Origin of the sequence: Streptomyces sp. NPDC046197 (assembly GCF_040646295.1) — a bacterium.
In the GTDB taxonomy this organism is placed as follows: Bacteria; Actinomycetota; Actinomycetes; order Streptomycetales; family Streptomycetaceae; genus Streptomyces.
Map to the genome: position 1 here is coordinate 138,411 of NZ_JBEYZY010000009.1, position 20,310 is coordinate 158,720.

A 20,310-nucleotide genomic window follows, 5' to 3' on the forward strand; every position below is an offset into this window, starting at 1 on the left:
GCTCCTAGCGTCAGGGCCACACAGGACATCGGACGAGGGGCTGATCATGATCGTGGTGACCGGGGCTACCGGGAACGTGGGCCGGCCGTTGACGCGGGCGCTGGCCGAGGCGGGCGAGCAGGTGACGGCCGTGTCGCGGCACGCGGCGGCGGCGCCGGACGGCGGCCGCCATGTGACGGCCGACCTGGCCGAACCGACCAGCCTTGAGCCCGTGCTGGCCGGGGCGAAGGCGCTGTTCCTGCTGCTGTCCGGCGACATGCACGCCACCGGGGCCGGCCCGGCCGACCTCATCGGCCAAGCCGCGGCCGGCGGGGTCCGCCGGGTCGTCCTGCTCTCCTCGCAGGGCGTGGCCACCAGGCCCTTCGGCCCAACTCGGATCGCGATGCGAGCGGTGGAGGACGTGCTGCGGGAATCCGGCCTGGAGTGGGCCGTCCTGCGGCCGGGCGGCTTCGCCTCCAACGCCCTGTGGTGGGCCGAGTCCGTCCGCGCGCGGCGGGTCGTGGCCGCACCCTTCGGCGACGTCGGGGTGCCGATCATCGACCCGGCGGACATCGCCGAGGTCGCGGCGGCCTGCCTGCTGGACGACCGGCACACCGGCGGCGTGTACGAGCTGACCGGCCCGGAGGTGATCACGCCGCGCCGGCAGGCGGAGGCCATCGCCGCCGCGCTGGGCTCGCCGGTGCGGTTCCACGCCCTCACCCGCGACGAGGCCAAGGCCGCCATGGCCCGGAGCATGCCGATGGAGCTCGCCGAGGACACCCTGGACATCCTCGGTTCCCCGAGCCCGGCCGAGCTGCGCGTCAGCCCGGACGTGCAGCGGGTCCTCGGCCGCGCCCCGCGCCCGTTCGCCGACTGGGCCGCCCGCAATGTCGCCGCGTTCCGCTGAGACTGGTCAGCGCCGCCCGACGTCCCAGAACTGCCGCCGCACCCTCGTGCTGCCTCCCTGGTCCGGGCGCAGGTGGAGGAGGCGGCGGCCACAGCCGTGGGGGCGCTGCCCAAGGCGCGGGCCGAGGGTGCGCTTGCGGCTGGGCGCCGGCCGAATCCGCGACACATCGTGGACTACGCGCGAGACGGACGGCGGGAAGCCGCGTCGGGTGGGCACGACCCGCTCAGCGCGCGCGAACGAGAAGTGATCGCCCTGGTGGCTGCCGGACTCACCAACCGACAGATAGCAGCCCGCTTGTATCTGTCGGTGCGCACAGTGGAGACCCACGTCCGCAACATCCGCAACACACTCGGCCTGCGTTCCCGTGCCCATGTCGCCGCGTGGTCCGTACGACGGGCGCAGGGAGTTGAGCCGAAGTCCTCAGGATGAGAGCGGTCTCCGGCCGATGTCCCGGCGTAACGCCTGGTGAACCGCGCCGTGATGAGTCCCGAGAACGCACGGATCCCGGTCGGGTCCGGGGGCTGTCGTATGCGATTCGGCTTGCGTCGGAAATCGGCACGGGAGCAGAAAGGCCTCCCCTTCTCTCACGTCTGTCATACGGGGTTCTCTGCGTGTTTCATAGAGGTGTGGTCTGCGGTGCGCGACCATACGGGCGCGGCACAGCACATTTTCCAGCTGGTGGGCGCCATGGCGCGCTGATTGTGTGTGTCGACGTGCTCGACACCAGCAAAGTCAACGACGTCAGAGCGGCAGCCGGCAGAAGGAACACCGATGCAGGAAGAAGGACGGGCATGTCCGGCAGTGAAAGCGAGAATCCGGCAATCCCTTCACCGACGCCCACGCCGACTCGGCGGCCCAGGACGAACCGGGACTGGTGGCCGAATCAGCTGGACCTTCAGGTCCTCCACCAGCACTCGCCCCGGTCCAACCCGATGGACGAGGACTTCGACTACGCGGAAGAGTTCGCGACCCTCGACGTCGACGCGCTGAAGCGCGACGTCTTCGAGGTGATGACGACATCCCAGGACTGGTGGCCTGCGGACTACGGTCACTACGGGCCGCTCTTCATCCGGATGAGCTGGCATGCCGCGGGCACGTACCGCATCGCGGACGGCCGCGGCGGTGGCGGCAGCGGCGCACAGCGCTTCGCCCCACTCAACAGCTGGCCGGACAACGCGAGCCTGGACAAGGCGCGCCGTCTGCTTTGGCCGGTCAAACAGAAGTACGGCCGGAAAATCTCCTGGGCCGATCTTCTGGTCTTCGCCGGAAACTGCGCCATGGAATCCATGGGGTTCAAGACGTTCGGGTTCGGTTTCGGGCGGGAGGACATCTGGGAACCCGAGGAGATCTTCTGGGGGCTCGAGGACACATGGCTCGGAGATGAGCGCTACAGCGGCGACAGGGAACTCACCGGTCCTTTCGCCGCCGTGCAGATGGGACTGATCTACGTCAATCCGGAGGGCCCCAACGGAAACCCGGACCCGTTGGCTGCCGCCCAGGACGTTCGGGAGACGTTCGGGCGCATGGCGATGAATGACGAGGAGACGGTCGCACTCATCGTCGGCGGCCACACCTTCGGCAAGTGTCATGGCGCGGTCGACCCCAGTTATGTCGGCCCGGAACCCGAGGCCGCCTCCATCGAGCAGCAGGGCCTCGGCTGGCGGAACACATACGGCAGCGGTACGGGCCCCCACGCGCTCACCAGCGGTCTGGAGGGCGCATGGACCACCGAGCCGACCACGTGGGACAACGGGTACCTGGACAATCTCTACGGGTACGAGTGGGAGCTGACGAGCAGCCCCGCCGGCGCCCACCAGTGGACTCCCTCGGATCCCGCGGCCCGGAACGCCGTACGCGACGCCCATGATCCGTCGAAGCGGCACGCCCCCATGATGCTGACGACGGACCTCGCGCTGAAGGTGGACCCGGTCTACGGGCCGATCACGAAGAAGTTCCACGAGAACCCGGACGAGCTCGCGGTGGCGTTCGCCAAGGCGTGGTACAAACTGCTGCACCGCGACATGGGACCCCTCTCGCGTTACCTCGGCCCGTGGATTCCCGAGCCGCAGCTGTGGCAGGACCCCGTTCCCGACGTCGAGCACGAGCTGGTCGGGGACGAGGACATCGCCGGCCTCAAGGGCAGGATCCTCGCCTCGGGCCTGTCCATCTCCCAGCTAGTCACCACCGCCTGGGCGTCGGCGGCCAGCTTCCGCGGCACCGACAAGCGCGGCGGGGCGAACGGAGCACGAATCCGGCTCGCGCCGCAGAAGGACTGGGAACTCAACGACCTCCCCGAGGTGACGGAGGTACTGCGCACGCTCGAAGAGATCCAGCAGGACTTCAACGCCTCGCAGACCGGCGGAACGCGGGTCTCCCTCGCCGACCTGATCGTCCTCGGCGGGTGCGCGGCCGTCGAGCAGGCCGCGAGGAACGCCGGGTACGACGTCACGGTTCCGTTCGCACCGGGCCGTACGGACGCCTCGCAGGAGCAGACCGACGCGGCGTCGTTCGCCGTGCTGGAGCCCAAGGCGGATGCCTTCCGCAACTACCTCCCGGCGGGCGAGAAGCTGTCGCCGGAGACCCTCATGCTGGACCGCGCCAACCTGCTGACGCTGACCGCTCCCGAGATGACGGTGCTGATCGGCGGCATGCGGGCCCTGAACACCGGCTTCAAGGGATCCCCCCACGGTGTCTTCACCCACCGGCCGGAAAGCCTGACCAACGACTTCTTCGTCAACCTGCTCGACATGGGCACGGAGTGGAAGGCGTCGGCTACGGACGAGAACGTGTTCGAAGGCCGGGATCGCGCCACCGGCGAGGTCAGGTGGACCGCCACCGCCGTCGACCTGATCTTCGGTGCGCACTCCCAGCTCCGAGCCGTCTCGGAGGTCTACGCGTCCCAGGATGCGAGAGACAAATTCGCACGTGACTTCGTGGCAGCGTGGAACAAGGTGATGAATCTCGACCGGTTCGACCTCGCCTGAGCCCGACGTCCCGGCCGGCTCTCATCGGCCGTCCGGGACGTGGCGAAGTGCGATAACACCACCCACAAGGTGTTCAAATGAGGTGCGCAGGTTCAATCAGCGAGCCTTTTGCAAGGGCCGGCCTGCCGTCGGGCGAGTGGTCTCGAGAATCTTCCGTAAATCGGCTTGCCGGGTTTATTGCGCGAACCGTCTGAGATACTCTGTAGAATTATGGTGGATGCTAGCCGAGGCAGAGTCGTTTCCGCCGAGACCGGTCGTCATCGGGCAGCGGCGTCGCCATGATCTGGGAAATACTGGTCCTGGGTTTCGTACTCAGTCTCGACAATTTCCGAGTATCGATCGCGCTCGGCACGGTCCCATTCGGTTTGAAGCGCGCGGTGCAGGTCGCGCTGACCTTCGGGCTGTGGGACGCGCTCATGCCCCTGGTCGGGCTGTTGATCGGTCACCAGATCGGGGAGTCCGTCGGGAACGTCGCCGACGTGGTGGGCGCGGCCGCGCTCGGCGGGTACGGTCTCTACCTCGTCATCTCGTCCCTCCGGAACCCCGAGCCGGACGAGTTGGACCACCCGTGGGCGTTGTTCGGCATCCCGTTGACGCTGAGCCTGGACAACTTGTTCGCCGGGGCGAGCCTGGGGGTTCTCGGGCTCTCGCCGTGGTTCTCGGCCGCCGTCTTCGGCGTCATGACGGCAGTGTTGTCGCTGGTCGGGCTGCAGCTCGGGCGGGCCGCGGCGCGCCTCATCCGGATCCGCTCGGACCTGCTGAGCGGGGTCACCTTGATCATCGCGGCTGCGGCGCTGCCGTTGTGGTTCGGCGACTGACCCGCTCCACCGCGAGGCAGGCAGGGGTGCAGCGGAAGATCGCCGGCCCGAGAGTCAGCATTGGCGGCCTCGACCACCCGGGCGACCGGGTCGTGACCGGGCGACAGGTGGCACACCGGGTCGGTGCGGGCGCGGGACCAGCGGAGGATCGTCGTCCCGCGAGTCGGCGTTGGCGGCCTCGACCGCCCGGGCGACCAGGTCGTGGTCGGGCGACAGGTAGCAGACCGGATCGGTGCGGGCGGCGTCGCCGGTGAGCAGGAACGCCTGGCAGCGGCACCCGCCGAAGTCCACCTCCCGCCGGGGGCAGCTCCGGCAGGGTTCCGGCATCCAGTCGGTCCCGCGGAACGCGGTCATCACGGGGGCCTCGGCCCAGATCCGCTCCAGCGGGTCCTCCCGCACGCTGGCCCGCGGCAACGGCAGGGACTGGGCGGCCGGGCAGGGCAGGACGTCGCCGTTCGGCGTCACGGTCAGCTGCCGGGAGGCCCAGCCGCCCATGCAGGGCTTCGGGTAGCGGCTGTAGTAGTCGGGGATGACGTAGATGATGTCCACGCGGTCCCGCAACCGCTCGTCGGCGGCCCGTACGACGGCCTCGGCCGCCTCGAGCTGGGCCCGGCTCGGCAGCAGCGCGGCACGGTTTCGCCAGGCCCAGCCGTAGTACTGGGTGTTGGCCAGCTCCACCCGGTCCGCGCCCACCTCCTCGGCCAGAGCGAGCACGTCGGCGACGCGGTCGATGTTGTGCCGGTGCAGCACCACGTTCATGGTGAGCGGCCAGCCCAGCTCCTTGACCACGCCCATCGCCTCGATCTTGCGTCGGAAGGACGGGATCCCGGCGATCCGGTCGGACACGGTCGGTTCGTCGGACTGGATGCTGATCTGCACGTGATCCAGGCCGGCGGCCCGCAGCTGTTCGGCCCTCGGACGCGAGAACCCGAGGGCGCTGGTGATGAGGTTGGTGTAGAGGCCCAGGGCATGGGCGTGCGCCACGAGCTCCACCAGGTCGCGCCGCAGCAGCGGTTCCCCGCCGGACAGGTGGCACTGCAGAACTCCCAGGTCCTCGGCCTCGGTCAGCACCCGCAGCCACTCGTCGGTGGTCAGCTCGTCCTGGTAGTCGCCCAGGTTCAGCGGGTTGGAGCAGTACGGGCAGGCCAGCGGGCAGCGGTAGGTGAGCTCGGCGAGCAGCCCGAAGGGGCTATCCATCGGTGAGCTCCACCCAGCGCCGGGCGACGAGCCGGGCCAGGAACTGCCGGACCTCGTCGTCGGGGACGGTCTCATAGCGCGCGCCCAGTTCGGCCACGATCTCGGCCACGGTGTGCCGCCCGTCGCACAGCTCGAGGATGGCCGCGCCGCTGCCGTTCAGAACCACCACCGTCTCGGGGTGCAGCAGGACCTTGCGCTGCCTGGTCCGGCAGAAGGTCAGCCGGACGTGGGCCGCCAACCGGGGCCGGTCCGAGCCGGACACCCCGACGCCGGGCCGGGTCGTGCTGCTGGTCTGGGTCGTTCCGGTATGGGTCGGGTCCATGGTGGTCACTCCGGGTAGGCCTGGTCGATGGCGTCCATCAGGCTCCACAGGACGTCGCACTTGAACGACAGCGCGTCGACGGCGCGCGCCCGGGACTCGGCGGAGAGGCAGTGCGCGGTGACCACCTCGAGGGCGTGCTCGCAGTCGCGGGGGGCCTGTTCCAGGCGGGCGCGGAAGTAGGCAAGGCCCTCGGGGTCGATCCACGGGTACCACCGCTCGAACGCGGCGAGCCGCGCCGCCATCAGGTCGGGCGCGAACAGCTCGGTGAGCGAGGACGCAACCGCCTCCACCCACGGGCGGGTCCGGGCGAAGTCCACGTAGGCGTCGACGGCGAACCGCACCCCGGGTACCAGGTGCCGGTGGTCCCGGACCTCCTCGCGGGTCAGTCCGGAGGCCTCGCCGAGGCGCAGCCACGCCTCGATGCCGCCCTCACCGGCGGCAGTGCCGTCGTGCTCGACGATCCGTCGGATCCAGCGGCGACGGACCTCGAGGTCGGGGCAGTTGGAAAGGATCGCGGCGTCCTTGCGGGGGATGTTCTCCTGGTAGTAGAAGCGGTTGGCCACCCAGCCCCGGATCTGCCGGCGGCTCAGCCGGCCGGCGTTCATCCGGACGTGGAACGGGTGCTGGTCGTGGTATCGCCGCGAGTGGGCCCGCAACGTCTCGACGAAGCCGTCGGCGCCGGTCGTGGTGGTTGTCGTCGTCACGGCTCTACACCTGGACCTCGAGGCCGTCCATGGCCACTTCCATGCCGCTCTCCTCCAAGGTACGCCGCTCGGGCGTGTCCTCCAGGAGGATCGGGTTGGTGTTGTTCATGTGCACGAAGATCGTCCGCCCCACATCCAGCGACGGGAGCTGCGCCAGGCTGCCGTCCGGGCCGTCGATGGGCAGGTGGCCCATCTCCCGTGCCGTCTTGCCGGCCAGGCCGAGCCGTACGAGCTCGTCGTCGTGCCAGCAGGTCCCGTCGATCAGCAGGCATGCGCTGCCCTCGATCTCCACGCGCAGTGCCGCCGTCAGCGATTGCACCCCTGGCAGGTACACCAGACTTCCCCCGCTGCGCTCGTCGGTCAGCCGGTAGCCCACGACGCGGCCGTGGTCCACCCCGGCTCCGAACCGGTCGCGCTTGGTGGTGGGTACGTCGAACGCCCGGCAGGACAGCCCGTCCGCCAGGGCAAGGCCGGTGCCCGGGATCACTGCCCGCCACTCGACCGGGCAGTAGCGCTCGAGCGTCCGCAGAATCCCCGAGCCGTCGGACAGGGTCTTGCGCACCGCCGGTGTGGCGTACAGCCGCAGGGCGCGGGCCTCGCGCAACAGGAGCAGGCCCAGCGTGTGGTCCAGCTCGGCGTCGGTGAGCAGCACCGCCTCCAGCGGCGTCGTCCGGTCGTCGTGCGGGTGCAGGCCGGGGAAGGCCTCGATCTGGGTGCGGACGTCGGGCGAGGCGTTGAAGAGGAACCACCGGCGGCGGTCGGCGCTGACCGCGACCGACGACTGGGTGCGCGCGAGGCCGGGGCGGGAGCGGACCGCGGCGCACACCGGGCAGCCGCAGTTCCACTGCGGGGAGCCGCCCCCCGCCGCCGAGCCCAGCACTCGCAGCAACACGTCGGCACTCCGTTCATCGTTCACCGAGGACACGGGTCCGTCACCGGCCCGGCCGTGTGTGGCCGTCCCGAGCCGTCGGGCGGCGCCGGACCAGGTCCGGCGCCGCCCCACATCCGCTAGTCCTCCAACCGAGCGAGGTACATGGTCACCTCGGCCGCGACTGCGATCTCGTCGAAATCGGGCGTCTCCCACACAGCGAGCAGAGACTCCATGGATTCACCTCCTCTCTGCCGGGATCACGGCAGGCTCCGGTCACGCGCTACGACGGTTCCGGAAGGGCGAAGACGATCAGGGCGCTTCCGTGCCCCGCGCCGAGCATGCCGGGGAGGAATCCCTCGGCCCATGCTCCCCAGCCGACCGGCACGGCCACGTACTGCCTGCCGTCGACCATGTAGGTGGTCGGGCTGCTGTGGTGGCCGCTTCCGCACTGGAACTGCCACAGCAGCTCCCCGGTGCGGGCGTCGAGCGCGTTGAACTCCCCGGAGGCCTCGCCGGCGAACACCAGGTCACCGCCGGTGGCCAGCGTCGAGGCGCACATCGGGAGTTCGTTGCGCCAGCGCCACTTCTCCTCGCCGCCTGCGTCGAAGGCGCTGATGGACCCCGCCATGTCCTCGATGTCCACCTGAACGCCCGCGCCCCAGTAGGGAATGCTCTCCTTGAACTCCCGGCGCCGCCGGGTGGCCGTGGCACCGGTGTCCTGGACGGGGACGTAGAAGAGCTCGGTCTTCGGGCTGTAGGCCGCATGGGTCCATTCCTTGGCGCCGGCCGGACCCGGGTAGAAGTGGACCGGTTCTCCTTCCTTGTCCGGGTACACCTTGGCCGTCACCCTGCCGTCCCTCGTGATCGCTCCCCATGTGATCCGGTCCACGAAGGGGGTGATCTGGACCCTCTCGCCGCTCGTGCGGTCGAGGACGAAGAAGTAGCCGTTCTTGTCGAAGTGCCCGAGCAGTTTGCGCCCGTCCTGCTCGAACAGGATGCACTCGCCGATGCTGTCGTAGTCCCACACGTCGTGCGGGGTGCACTGGTAGTGCCAGCGGATCTGACCGCTGTCCACGTCCACGGCGATGATGCTGTCGGTGAAGAGGTTGTCGCCCTCGCGGACCCCTCCGTCGAAGTCGGGCGCCGGGTTGCCGGTGCCGACGTACAACAGGTTCGTCTCCGGGTCGAAGCTGCCGGTGATCCAGCAGTTCGCCCCGCCCCGTGCCCAGGCCTCGCCGTCGGCGGGCCAGGTCTCCGAGCCGGGCTCCCCCGGCTTGGGCACCGTGTAGCAGCGCCACTGATGCTCGCCGGTTTCGAGATCGAACGCGTCGAGGTGGCCGCGTACGCCGAACTCGCCGCCGGAACTTCCGACGATGACCATGTTCTTCACGACCAGCGGGGCGAGCGTGGCGCTCTCCCCGGCCCTGACGTCCCCGTAGGTCTTGTCCCAGACCGGCTTGCCGGTGGTGGCGTCGAGCGCGAGCACACGAGCATTCGCCGTGACGAAGAAGACCTTCCCCTGAGCCACGGCGACCCCACGGTTCACGTTCCCGCAGCACAAGGAGACGTCGAAGGGGACCGCATGCTTGTACCGCCAGATCTCCACACCCGTCTTCGCGTCAAGGGCCCACACCCAGCCGTCCCAGCCGGAGAGGAACATGACCCCGTCGACGACGATCGGGGCGGCCTCGAACGAGTAGGTCGAGGCGCCCGCGATCAGGCCGGTCGTGCCGGCCTGGAAGACCCATGCGGGGACGAGGCGCTTGACGGTGTCCGTGTTGATCTGGTCCAGCGGGCTGTACCGTTGCCCGTTGTAGGCGCCGTAATAGGTGAGCCAGTTCTGGGGTTCCTCGCGAGCATTGAGTATGCGCTCGTAGTCGACGCCGGCTACTACCGGCGGCGCGACATCCCCGCCCGCGACCTTGCCGCTCAGGACTCCCTGATCGACAGCCTCACCGGCGTCGACGTAGTCGGCGTAGTCGACGGTCATTTCCTCCACCTCCTACTTCTTTCTACGGCCGCGGCTGTTCGGGACGGTCGAGGCGGGCCTCCGGCGGAGCGTCCCCCAGGACCACGATGGACCCGGTCAGCCCCCGCCCCTCGTCATTGCCCGTGGGCGAGCCGAACCAGTAGTAGCCCGGACCGTCGAGGTTGAGGTGCGCGTGTCCGTGCGAACGGTTCACCAACCAGATGAACTTCCTGTCGCCATTGCTCGGCAGAAGTGCGCAGTGCGTATTCATGTCGTCATTGACGAGCTCGAGCTCGATATCGCCCCCATGGGGCATGACCAGAATAGAAGGATCCCAGGTCAGCTCATCCGGGTTGATGCGAATTGTGGCCTTCATGCGGCCGTCCGGTCCCTCGCTGGCCTGCCCAATACTTCCGGTTCCCAGCACTTGACCCAGCGCTGCTTTGTTCTGTGCGGCCAACCCGAGCTGGTCCAGCAGGTCGGCTCGCTCCTGCGCGGTCGTCATAGGAGGTTCCACTCCTCGAAATCTCTTTTTTGGCGTCGTCCGATGCCCGGCTGCAATCGGCCGTCAAGGAGCGCACTACGCCGGATAAATCGCACCGAATACGGTGCTGAATTCGCAGTCAATAAACACGCTACGCCGGATGGATCACACCGACAAGGTGCGCCCTGATGCGGGCCGGCTCATGCCGTTCGTCCGCGACGGGCTACCGTTCGTACCCGATGTGCCACCGTTGAGAGCAGCCGGGCCGCACTGCGACGCGTGGATCAAGCGAGGTCGTACCGATCGAGGTTCATGACCTTGGCCCATGCGGCGACGAAGTCCCGCACGAACTTCTCCCGTGCGTCGTCGCTCGCGTAGACCTCCGCGACGGCACGCAGCTCGGAGTTCGAGCCGAAGACGAGGTCGACGCGGCTACCGGTCCACTTGACCTCGCCGGTGGCGCGGTCGCGTCCCTCGAAGATTTCCGCGGACGCGGATGTCGGCTTCCATTCCGTGCCCGTGTCGAGCAGATTTACGAAGAACTCGTTGGTCAGCGACCCGGGCGCCGAGGTGAAGACGCCCAGCGGCGACTGCTGGTAGTTGGCGCCCAGCACCCGCAGGCCACCCACGAGGACGGTCATCTCGGGCACGGTCAGGTTCAGCAGGTTCGCGCGGTCGACCAGCAGGTGCTCCGACGGCAGCCGGCTGCCCTTGCCGCGGTAGTTGCGGAACCCGTCCGCGGTCGGCTCGAGCGGGGCGAAGGACTCCACATCGGTCCACTCCTGCGTGGCGTCCGTGCGTCCCGGACTGAAGGGCACCTGGACGTCGTGACCGGCGGTCCTCGCGGCCTGCTCGACGGCGGCGGCTCCGCCGAGCACGATGAGGTCGGCCAGCGAGATCTCCTTGTCCCCGGTCTCGGAGCTGTTGAAGGACTCCCGGATCCCCTCCAGGGTGCGCAGCACCTGTGCCAGCGTGTCGGGGTCATTGACCTCCCAGCTCCGCTGCGGCTCGAGGCGGATGCGCGCGCCGTTCGCCCCGCCACGCTTGTCGCCGACGCGGAACGTCGAGGCCGACGCCCACGCGGTCGAGACGAGCTGGGAGACGGACAGCCCGGAGGCTAGGACCTGCCTCTTGAGCGCGGCGACGTCCGCCGCCCCGACGAGCACGTGGTCCACGGCAGGGACAGGGTCCTGCCACAGCAGCGTCTCCCGTGGAACCAGCGGTCCGAGGTAGCGCTGGATCGGGCCCATGTCGAGGTGCGTCAGCTTGAACCAGACCCGGGCGAACGCATCCGCGAGCTGGTCCGGGTTCTCCAGGTAGCGTCGCGAGATCGACTCGTAGGCGGGGTCCGACCGCAGCGCGAGGTCCGTCGTCAGAATCGTCGGGGCGTGTGTCGTCGACGGGTCGTGGGCGTCCGGCACGGTGCCGGCCCCGCCGCCGTCTCTCGGGATCCACTGCCACAGACCGGCGGGGCTCAGCTCCAGGTCCCACTCGTAGCCGAACAGGGTCTCGAAGTAGCTGTTGTCCCATCTCGTCGGGGTGGGTGTCCACGTACCCTCGAGCCCGCTGGAGATGGCGTCCGTGCCCTTTCCGGTGCCGTAGCTGCTCTTCCAGCCCAAGCCCTGCTCCTCGAGGGGGGCACCCTCGGGTTCGGGGCCGAGGTGGGCGTCCGGGTCGGCCGCGCCATGGGTCTTGCCGAACGTGTGGCCGCCCGCGATCAGCGCGACGGTCTCCTCGTCGTTCATCCCCATGCGCCGGAACGTCTCGCGAATGTCCCGGGCCGCGGTGAGCGGGTCCGGGACGGTGTTCGGCCCCTCCGGGTTGACGTAGATGAGGCCCATCTGGACCGCGGCCAGAGGGCTCTCCAGCTCCCGGACGCGGCCGTGGCGTTCGTCGCCGAGCCAGGCACGCTCGGGACCCCAGTAGACGTCCTCGTCGGACTCCCAGACGTCCGCCCGGCCGCCGGCGAAACCGAAGGTCTTGAAGCCCATCGTCTCCAGGGCGCGGTTGCCCGCGAAGATCATCAGGTCGGCCCAGGAAATCTTGCGGCCGTATTTCTTCTTCACCGGCCAGAGCAGCCGGCGCGCCTTGTCGAGGTTGCGATTGTCCGGCCAGCTGTTCAGCGGCGCGAAACGCTGCATGCCGGCGCCCGCACCACCGCGGCCGTCGTCGATGCGGTACGTACCCGCGCTGTGCCACACCATCCGGATCACGAGCGGCCCGTAGTGGCCGAAGTCGGCCGGCCACCACTCCTGCGACGTCGTGAGCACCTCGTCGACGTCCCGCGCCAGGGCGTCGAGGTCGAGCCTCCGGAACTCCGCGGCGTAGTCGAAGTCCTCGCCCATGGGGTCGGTCACGGCGGGGTGTTTCCGGAGAATCGCCAGGTTCAGCTGGTTCGGCCACCAGTCGCGGTTGCTCGCGCCCCCGATCGGGTGACTTCGGTGCCCGGCCGAGGCGGAGAGGCCGAGGCCGCCCGCGCTCCCGGCGTTCGTCTCGCCGACAACGGCGTCCGTACTGTCAGACACGGGACTCCTCCTTCCGGGAGCAGAGGTCGCGCCGGGGTACTCAGATGTCCAGCGCGCGACGCACGGCCGGCGCGTGCCGCCGGGAGACCGGCACCATCTCGGTCACCCGGTCGTCCATGACCAAAGACAGCTCGCCCTTGAGCCCGCGCTCTATCTCCCGAATGCGGCTGAGGTTGACCACGTACCGGCGGTGCACCCGCAGGAAGCCGACATCCGCCAGCTCACCCTCGAGCTTGTCCAGACTCAGAGAGGCGGCTCGCAATCGCCCCTGATCGGTGGAGAGCCACACGTCGTTTCCCTGCGATTCGGCGAAGGAGACTTCCGGCAGCCGCAGCAGCACCATCCGGTTGTCGCGCATCGCGACCAGTCGGCGCGGCTGCGCCCGAGGGTGCGTGGCCCCCTCCACCTGGGGCAACTGCGCCCCGCCGGAGGCACCGAAAGAGACCAAGTTCCCGATCAGGTGTCCGGATGAGAAGACGGGCCGGATGCTGATCGATGTTGGCTCGTCGGCGAGGTGGGCGAAGATCTGCGTCGAGCCGACCCAGTCAGGATTGTGGGCTGCCCGCCTGGTGGCATACCGGGCGACTGTGATCAATTCGGGCAGCCCGGGGTTCCATCGCAGCGTCGGGTCGACCGCCGGTGTGCATGCCGGGACGCCCAGGAGCACGCTGGCCATGTCGTCGGCGATCACCACCTTGCCCGCGGCGTCCACCGCGGCGAGCGCCGCACTGGAGTGTGCCCTGGCCTGGGTGTAGGCCGCGACCAACTCGGCACCGCTGTCCCGGGCACGTCGCTTCAGGGGGCACTGGGTCATGGCGGCCGCGTTCGCCAGCCAGCTTTCCGTGGACGCGGGGAGCTGGCTGCGCCAGCGGCAGATACTCAGGACCGCGATCGGTTCTCTGGTCACCACGTCGCGCACCGCGATGCCCGCGCAGACCCAGTTGTGGAGCGCCTGGCACCAGTGCTCCGCACCCCTGATCGGTACCGGTCCGTGCGCCTCGAGCGCCGTGCCCATGCCGTTCGTGCCGACCGCGCACTCGGACCAGCAGAACCAGGGCGCCAGATTGGGGTCGCCGGCTCTGGCGAGCGTGGCTTGGTCACCCCACTCGGCCAGGATCCGGCCCGTGGCATCGGTGACAGTGACGACGCCACCGAGGTTGCCCACTTCATGTGCCACGGAGGCAGCACGAAAACCCAGCTCGGCGAAGACGACATCATGCTCGGGCGTATGGTCGAGCTCGGCGACAGCCACCGGAGCCTGGGTGAGGTGAGGATCGACCCGGTATTGCTCTCGGCAGCGATGCCAGGAGATCGCCACCAGGGGCCGGACATCCGGGACCTGGTCCTCGCCCTGCACGAACCGTTCCCACGCCGCAAGCACGGTGCCGCCGTCCAGGTTCGCCGAGCCGGGCTCAAGCCGATGTACATCCCTCATGGTTCAGAACCACCCTTGGTCCATCCCCAACGCCCGACGGCGTGCGCGCCGTCCGCGCCTGTCGCCGCTGGTCGCGGCCGGGCCTGCAGCGGACCGGGCCCTGCGTCGCGCGTCTTCCTGCTTCGTCACTCGTTCCAGGCCGTGTCACCGACCTGCATTCCCCACCCTAGGTACCGTTGTCGGCCTGCGCACGTGCCTCTCCGGACCGCGTGCGCGAAATGGCCGGCCGGCCGTGGACATGCCCGACCGCTCCCCTGCGGACTGATGCTGACGCGCCCGCCCTCGCGTCGCCCTGCCGCACGGCTCATGACCGGCGCTCCGCTGCACCCGGCGGAGTAGTCACGACGGCTCCCCCCGCAGGATGACCGCGGGTATGCCGTGGGCGATGCTGTGGGCTGTGAGAGCTGATCTTCGCCGAGCTGGATCCGAATCCGAGGATGGCGACGGAGACGGGGGCGCCCATCGGGCATCCGCTCCGCCGTCGCTCCCTGCCGAGGACGCGCACCGGCCAAGCCGCCCCCGGCTGCGGCGGTGGCTGCGGCGCGGCGCGCTGGGCTGTGCGCTCGTGCTGGTGGTCGTCACGGCGGCCTCGTTCGTCTACAACGGCGTCACGGCCGGGCGCGCCGCGCCGCCGCGGGGGCTCAGGTACGTACAGGCCGCCGACATCCGCACGCGCTACCAGAGCTGGGGCACGGCGGGCCCACCGGTCGTTCTGGTGCACGGTGCCTTCGAATCCGTGGACACCTGGTCGCGCCTTGCCCCGCTGCTCGCCCGCGACCACCGGGTGTACGCGCTCGACCTGACGGGCGACGGATACAGCGAGCGCCACGGCCCGTACACCGTCGACCATTTCACCCGGCAGCTCCTGGGCTTCCTGGACGCCGTGCACCTCGGCGGTCCGGGCGAGCGCCCGCTGCTGGTGGGGCACTCCAGCGGAGCCGCCGTGGTCACCGAGGCGGCGTTGCGGGCCCCTGGCCGGCTGGGGGGTGTGATGCTCCTCGACGGCGACGCCCTCGACACGGGTGCCGGACCGCCGTCGGCCTTCAAGTACGTGCTGATCGACCCGTACCGCACCAGCCTGCTGCGGATCGGGCTCGGCATCGACGCGGTGATCCGCAGCGTGTACGACGCACAGTGCGGGCCGGCCTGTCCGCGCCTGGACGCCGCCGGTCTGGATCAGTGGCGACGCCCACTCCGGGTGCCGGGCGCGGAGAGCGCGCTCTGGGGCATGCTGGCCGCCGGAGTGCCGGGGCTGCCGGCGGACCGGGTGGCTCGGCTCGCCGGCGTGCGCCTGCCCAAGTCGGTGGTGTTCGGTGCCCAGGACGACGTGTTCACCCGGCAGACCCCGCAGGAGACCGCCCGGCGCATCGGCGCACCGCCCGCGACGCTCGTCCCTGGCGCCCGGCACCTGACGATGATCTCCAGTCCCGAGGCGGTCGCGGCGGCCGTGGACGGGCTCACAGCGGCATCGGCATCGGCATCGCGGTGACTCCGCCACTGCCCCGGCTCATGACCGTGGTGCTGTACGGCCGGCTGCAGGCCGCCGATGTGATTCACGCGCATCAGCCACGCCACACACCCCGAGCGCCCGGCACAGCCGCTGGCCGGCGAGGCGTTCGCGGTACGGGGCCGGGGCCACGGCGGGCGGTGCCACCGCACCTCCTGCAGTCCGGATCAGACGCCACCGCACATCCTCGTCGGCGCCGTACGGCTCGTCCTCGTCGGTCGTCACCGTGTGCCACTACGCCCTGGGTCGGACCGGCTCTCGTCGGTGCGGCGGTCCCGCCGGAAGCGGCGAAGCCTGAGCGCGAAGGCCACTGCGGACGCAGCGAAGAGTACGCCGGTGATCGCCAGCCACCGGCCGAGGTAGACGCTGTCGGACAACCCGGTGTCGCCCGGGTAGGGGACCGCCAGGCGGAAGACGAGGGGGAACCAGACCAGCAGGAGGAGACCTGACAGGAGGGCGGGGACGCGCAGGTAGTTGATCCACTGCACCGTCGGTCCGTCGGGGGTCCGGTGCCGCAGTACGGAGAGGGCCGACAGGTCGGCGAGCGAGTACAGGGGCAGCAGGATGAGGTCGTGAAGGACCGCCGCACCGACGAACCAGATCGCCACCTCCCAGGGCTGGACGGCGAACAGGCGCACCATGGCATAGCCGGTGAGGGCGAACGAGGCGATCAGGACCAGGAGATGCAGGGGGCCGGAGCCGTACCAGCGGGCGAGTCGTGCCATGGTCACGCCCTGAAGGTGAGCCGGTGGACCCACTTGGTGTTGTTCACGCCGGGGTTGGCCGGGACGATGACGCGGGCCGGGTAGCCGTGGTCGAGGGAGAGGTCCTGGCCGTTGACGCGGAAGGCGAGCAGGGACTGCGGATCGCGGATCTGGTTGCCTCGCAGCACCACCTTGGTGAAGGGGCCGGGTGGTTGGATCGACTGGACCAGGACGCTTCCGGCGTCGGGCAGTCCGGCCAGGGCGGCGAGGTCGGCCAACCGTAGGCCGCTCCAGTGCTGGTCTTCGGTGGACCATCCCTCCACGCAGGCGATCGGCAGCGCGGCGGCGTGCTGGGGCAGCGCCAGGAGCTGCTCGCGGGTGAAGATCTGTGGCGCTCCGCGTCCGTGGACCTCCAGTCGCCAGTCGGGGCCGACGAGCGCGGGCGTGACGCCGACGGCCGCCGCCGTCTTGTTGATCTGGAAGCCGTTGGGGCCGACGCCCGGATCCCGGTTGTGTGGTGCGAGCAGCGCGGTGGCACGAAGCCGGCCGATGCTCTGCCCGGCGGTCACGACGAGGAGGAGCAGCGATCCCGCTCCCACCATGCCCACCGCGCCGCGGCGGGTCATGGTCGGTGGGGCGGGCACCGCCGCCACCAGGCCGTCCGGGTCGGGGGGTTCGGGCACGGTGTGGGCGAGGTCGGTGTGCAGTTCCGCGCGCAGACTGCGGGAACGCAGGGCCCGGGTCATCCGGCCGAGTCTGAGGCACACGTGGACCACGAAGGCGGCGATGAACACCCACGCGCCGTAGAAGTGCAGGCGGTAGAAGGAGCCCGGGAAGACGTAGTAGAGCTGGATGTTGAGGATGCCGGTGACGAATTCGAAGATGACGCCGCCGACGAGCATGAGGAGGGAGAGCCGCTCGAGTCCGTGAGCGATGGAGCGCACCGGTAGCCATTCGAACAGTTTCGGGATCACCGACCACAACTTGGCCAGCAGCACCGGCACCAGCACCACGCCCAGCGTCACGTGCACTCCCTGGAGCAGCCGGTAGAGCCAGTACGGATGCGTGGGCCAGCTGAAGAGGTAGAAGCCCAGCACACCCTTGTCGGGGGTCTCGTCGTTGAGAGCGCTCAGACCGGGGTTGTAGGAGGCATAGGACAGCAGTCCTGTGACGAACAACAACGGGATGCCGACCAGCAGTACCAAGCCGAACACCGAGGTGAGCCAAGGCCCGCGGATCGGACTGCGCCAGAAGCCGGGGCGGAACGGCCCCGGGGGCGGGGGCAGCCGGCCGATGCGCAGCGCCGACGTACGTGTAAGAGCGGCGGCTTTCGACACCGCGGCCGCCCCACCTGCCCGTACACGCTTCAGCCGTTCCCGCACATACTTCTCGGCCGGTCTTCGGCGCCGCGATCCACTGGGTGGCTCCGAACCCGACGGCCGTCCGCGACTTGCCTCCGGCATCTCGCTACCGGTGCTCGGGGTTCTCGTAGTCGCGGCGGCACCCGGCGTCCCGGGCGGTGCGCTGGTTGCCGTAGGCAGGGATACCGCCGAGGTCCTTCAGGGCCCGGGCCAGGTGCAGCAGGTTCCAGGTCATGAAGGCGGTGTTGCGGTGGGTGAAGTCGTTCTCCGGACCGCCCGAACCGGGATCCAGGCAGGAGGGGCCGGGGCCGGCCTCACCGATCCAGCCGGCGTCCGCCTGGGGAGGGATGGTGTACCCCAGGTGCCGGAGGCTGTAGAGGACGTTCATGGCGCAGTGCTTGACGCCGTCCTCGTTGCCGGTGATGAGGCAGCCGCCGACTCGGCCGTAATAGGCGTACTGGCCGTCCTCGTTGAGCAGGCTCGAGCAGGCGTACAAACGCTCGGTCACCTGCTTCATCACGGAGCTGTTGTCACCCAGCCAGATCGGGCCGGCCAGCACGAGGATGTCGGCTGCCAGGACCTGCTGGTGGAGGTCCGGCCAGGCGTCCGTCTCCCAGCCGTGCTCCCGCATGTCGGGCCACACACCGGTGGCGATGTCGTGGTCCACCGCCCGCAGGACGTCGACGTGCACGCCCTGCGCCTCCATGATGGCGGTGCTCCGGTCGATCAGCCCCCGGGTGTTGCTCGTCTGCGGTGAGCGCTTCAGGGTGCAGTTGATCACCAGGGCCCGCAGGTCGTCGTACCGGGCCGGCGGTGCGTCGGTGGCGGGCGACGAAGCGGTCACACGGTCCTCCCAGAGCTTTGCCGCCGACCACCAGTGCACGGCGACTCGTCCACTTCGCCCAGCGTGCGGGCCGACCGCGGCAGCCGCCACCGCAACGCCTCCGAATGGCCCTGACCGTCCGCGCCCCCGGCCGGCGGCGGATGAGTGGCCGGGACAGGCAGGCGTGCCTACGTTCCTCTCATGGGCACCGAAGGCGCGGCCGAGTCGCGGAACACGGCAGCAGTCGAGGACGTCGCGCACCTGCTGGTGCGCTGTCTGCAGGCCGAGGGCGTGGAGTAGGAAGTCCCGGCCGCCGGCAGGTCCGGCTGTTCCGGCCGCCCACGCTCCGGTGCCGTCGGCATCGCGAGCACCATGGTGAGGCCGCCGCCCGGTGTGTCCTCGGCGTGCAGCGTGCCGCCGAGGGCCTCGGCGAAGCCGCGGGATACCGCGAGGCCGAGGCCGACGCCGACGCCACGGGGCGAGTCGCCGTACCGCTGGAACGGTTCGAAGATGCGGTCCTTGGCCTCGTCCGGGACCCCGGGTCCGCGGTCCACGACCCGCAGCTCGACCCGGTCGGCAAGGGCACTCGCGGACACCAGCACCCGCTCCCCCGGCGGGCTGTACTTGACCGCGTTCTCCACGACGTTCGCGACGGCCCGCTCCAGCAGTCCCCGGTCGATGTGGACCATCGGCAGGGTCTCGGGGATGTCGAGTTCCACGCTGTCCTCGGGGACACCGCCGAGTGCCATGGGCACGACCTCGTCCAGGTCGGTCTCGCGGATGACGGGCGTGACGGTGCCGGTCTGCAGGCGGGACATGTCGAGCAGGTTGCCGACGAGGTGGTCGAGGCGGTCGGCGCCCTCCTCGATGGCCTGCAGCAGGTCCGCCCGGTCCTGTTCGGACCATTCGACGTCGTCGGAGCGCAGCGAGGTGACCGCGGCCTTGATGCCGGCGAGCGGGGTGCGCAGGTCGTGGCTGACGGCGGCGAGCAGCGCGGTCCGTATGCGATTGCCCTCGGCCAGTTCCTTGGCCCGGTCGGCCTCGCGTTGCAGCCGCTGGCGGTCCAGGACGACGGCAGCCACTCGTCGACCCGGTCGGCCACCCACAGCAGCGCCAACTCCCGCAAGGCGGTGAGGTTTCCGGGCCGGAAGTAGTTGGACAGCGCCGCGTCGACCTTGTCCGGCTTGTAGATGTTGCCGTGGGCCATGCGCCGGCGCAGCGCCTGCGGGGACATGTCGACCAGCTCGATCTGGTCGGCCCGCCGTGCGACCTCGTCCGGCACGGTCTCGCGCTGCCGCACCCCGGTGATCGACTCGACCACGTCCCCCAGGGACTCCAGGTGCTGGATGTTGACCGTGGAGATCACATCGATCCCCGCAGCGAGCAGTTCCTCGACGTCCTGCCAGCGCTTGGCGTTGCGTGAGCCGGGGACGTTCGTGTGGGCGAGTTCGTCCACCAGGGCGACGGCGGGCGCCCGGCGCAGTACGGCGTCCACGTCCATCTCGGAGAAGACACTTCTCCGGTACTCGAGTTCTTTGCGGGGGATCTGTTCCAGGCCGTGCAGCATCACCTCGGTACGCGGCCGGTGGTGGTGTTCCACGAAGGCGACGACGCAGTCGGTGCCGCGCTCGATACGGCGGTGCGCCTCCGAGAGCATCGCGTACGTCTTGCCGACGCCCGGTGCCGCGCCGAGGTAGATCCGGAGCTTGCCGCGTGCCAT

At 69.8% G+C, this 20,310-nt stretch carries 17 protein-coding genes and 1 pseudogene; 5 read left to right on the forward strand and 13 right to left on the reverse strand.

Going from position 1 to position 20,310, the window contains the following annotated elements; translation table 11 throughout:
• Positions 1 to 46 precede the first annotated feature (46 nt).
• The 4 genes from AB0A61_RS15370 to AB0A61_RS15385 all read left to right on the forward strand — a co-directional run bounded on the left by AB0A61_RS15370 (position 47) and on the right by AB0A61_RS15385 (position 4,688).
• On the forward strand, positions 47 to 886 hold the full coding sequence (locus AB0A61_RS15370) for an NAD(P)H-binding protein (protein ID WP_361291778.1): 840 nt from the start codon (positions 47 to 49) through the stop codon (positions 884 to 886).
• A gap of 168 nt (positions 887 to 1,054) precedes the next feature.
• Positions 1,055 to 1,315, forward strand: coding sequence for a helix-turn-helix transcriptional regulator (locus tag AB0A61_RS15375; RefSeq protein WP_361291780.1), 261 nt, complete (start codon positions 1,055 to 1,057; stop codon positions 1,313 to 1,315).
• A gap of 362 nt (positions 1,316 to 1,677) precedes the next feature.
• Positions 1,678 to 3,870 carry a catalase/peroxidase HPI gene (katG, locus tag AB0A61_RS15380; protein WP_361291782.1) on the forward strand — a complete coding sequence of 731 codons (2,193 nt, stop codon included), beginning with the start codon at positions 1,678 to 1,680 and terminating at the stop codon, positions 3,868 to 3,870.
• 278 nt (positions 3,871 to 4,148) lie between these two features.
• A complete protein-coding gene (locus AB0A61_RS15385) occupies positions 4,149 to 4,688 on the forward strand; it encodes a manganese efflux pump (protein WP_361291784.1) in 540 nt (179 codons plus the stop codon).
• A 54-nt stretch (positions 4,689 to 4,742) separates the two neighbouring features.
• On the opposite strand, the gene pqqE is transcribed toward AB0A61_RS15385, so the two are convergent.
• From pqqE to AB0A61_RS15430, 9 genes are all read right to left on the reverse strand, one after another.
• Positions 4,743 to 5,885: a pyrroloquinoline quinone biosynthesis protein PqqE gene (pqqE, locus tag AB0A61_RS15390; RefSeq protein WP_361291786.1), complete on the reverse strand. Its 1,143-nt coding sequence runs from the start codon at positions 5,883 to 5,885 to the stop codon at positions 4,743 to 4,745.
• Positions 5,878 to 6,207, reverse strand: a complete 330-nt coding sequence (gene pqqD, locus AB0A61_RS15395) for a pyrroloquinoline quinone biosynthesis peptide chaperone PqqD (protein ID WP_361291788.1) — start codon at positions 6,205 to 6,207, stop codon at positions 5,878 to 5,880. Before pqqD ends, pqqE begins: the two co-directional genes overlap by 8 nt.
• Positions 6,208 to 6,212: 5 nt before the next feature.
• Positions 6,213 to 6,911, reverse strand: coding sequence for a pyrroloquinoline-quinone synthase PqqC (pqqC, locus tag AB0A61_RS15400; RefSeq protein ID WP_361291790.1), 699 nt, complete (start codon positions 6,909 to 6,911; stop codon positions 6,213 to 6,215).
• Between the two features lie 4 nt (positions 6,912 to 6,915).
• Entirely contained in the window at positions 6,916 to 7,803 is an 888-nt protein-coding gene (gene pqqB, locus AB0A61_RS15405; protein WP_361291792.1) for a pyrroloquinoline quinone biosynthesis protein PqqB, read from the reverse strand.
• A 116-nt stretch (positions 7,804 to 7,919) separates the two neighbouring features.
• Positions 7,920 to 8,015, reverse strand: a complete 96-nt coding sequence (gene pqqA / locus AB0A61_RS15410) for a pyrroloquinoline quinone precursor peptide PqqA (protein WP_361291794.1) — start codon at positions 8,013 to 8,015, stop codon at positions 7,920 to 7,922.
• 47 nt (positions 8,016 to 8,062) lie between these two features.
• Positions 8,063 to 9,772 (reverse strand): PQQ-dependent dehydrogenase, methanol/ethanol family, encoded by a 1,710-nt coding sequence (locus AB0A61_RS15415; RefSeq protein ID WP_361291796.1) that lies wholly within the window; start codon positions 9,770 to 9,772, stop codon positions 8,063 to 8,065.
• A 22-nt stretch (positions 9,773 to 9,794) separates the two neighbouring features.
• A complete protein-coding gene (locus tag AB0A61_RS15420; protein ID WP_361291798.1) occupies positions 9,795 to 10,256 on the reverse strand; it encodes an MSMEG_3727 family PQQ-associated protein in 462 nt (153 codons plus the stop codon).
• A gap of 263 nt (positions 10,257 to 10,519) precedes the next feature.
• Positions 10,520 to 12,760 carry a catalase/peroxidase HPI gene (gene katG, locus AB0A61_RS15425; RefSeq protein WP_361291800.1) on the reverse strand — a complete coding sequence of 747 codons (2,241 nt, stop codon included), beginning with the start codon at positions 12,758 to 12,760 and terminating at the stop codon, positions 10,520 to 10,522.
• Positions 12,761 to 12,800: 40 nt separating this feature from the next.
• Complete coding sequence (locus AB0A61_RS15430) at positions 12,801 to 14,195, reverse strand: LytTR family transcriptional regulator DNA-binding domain-containing protein (protein WP_361291802.1); 1,395 nt, start codon at positions 14,193 to 14,195, stop codon at positions 12,801 to 12,803.
• 565 nt (positions 14,196 to 14,760) lie between these two features.
• Here AB0A61_RS15430 and AB0A61_RS15435 point away from each other — a divergent pair.
• Complete coding sequence (locus tag AB0A61_RS15435) at positions 14,761 to 15,684, forward strand: alpha/beta hydrolase (protein ID WP_361291804.1); 924 nt, start codon at positions 14,761 to 14,763, stop codon at positions 15,682 to 15,684.
• 239 nt (positions 15,685 to 15,923) lie between these two features.
• Here the strand turns inward: AB0A61_RS15435 and AB0A61_RS15440 are convergent, their stop codons facing one another.
• The 4 genes and pseudogenes from AB0A61_RS15440 to AB0A61_RS15455 all read right to left on the reverse strand — a co-directional run bounded on the left by AB0A61_RS15440 (position 15,924) and on the right by AB0A61_RS15455 (position 20,310).
• Positions 15,924 to 16,427, reverse strand: coding sequence for a hypothetical protein (locus AB0A61_RS15440; RefSeq protein ID WP_361291969.1), 504 nt, complete (start codon positions 16,425 to 16,427; stop codon positions 15,924 to 15,926).
• Between the two features lie 2 nt (positions 16,428 to 16,429).
• Complete coding sequence (locus AB0A61_RS15445; protein ID WP_361291971.1) at positions 16,430 to 17,707, reverse strand: molybdopterin-dependent oxidoreductase; 1,278 nt, start codon at positions 17,705 to 17,707, stop codon at positions 16,430 to 16,432.
• A gap of 166 nt (positions 17,708 to 17,873) precedes the next feature.
• Positions 17,874 to 18,611 (reverse strand): flavodoxin family protein, encoded by a 738-nt coding sequence (locus tag AB0A61_RS15450; protein ID WP_361291806.1) that lies wholly within the window; start codon positions 18,609 to 18,611, stop codon positions 17,874 to 17,876.
• Between the two features lie 167 nt (positions 18,612 to 18,778).
• Positions 18,779 to 20,310, reverse strand: a pseudogene (locus tag AB0A61_RS15455) (ATP-binding protein).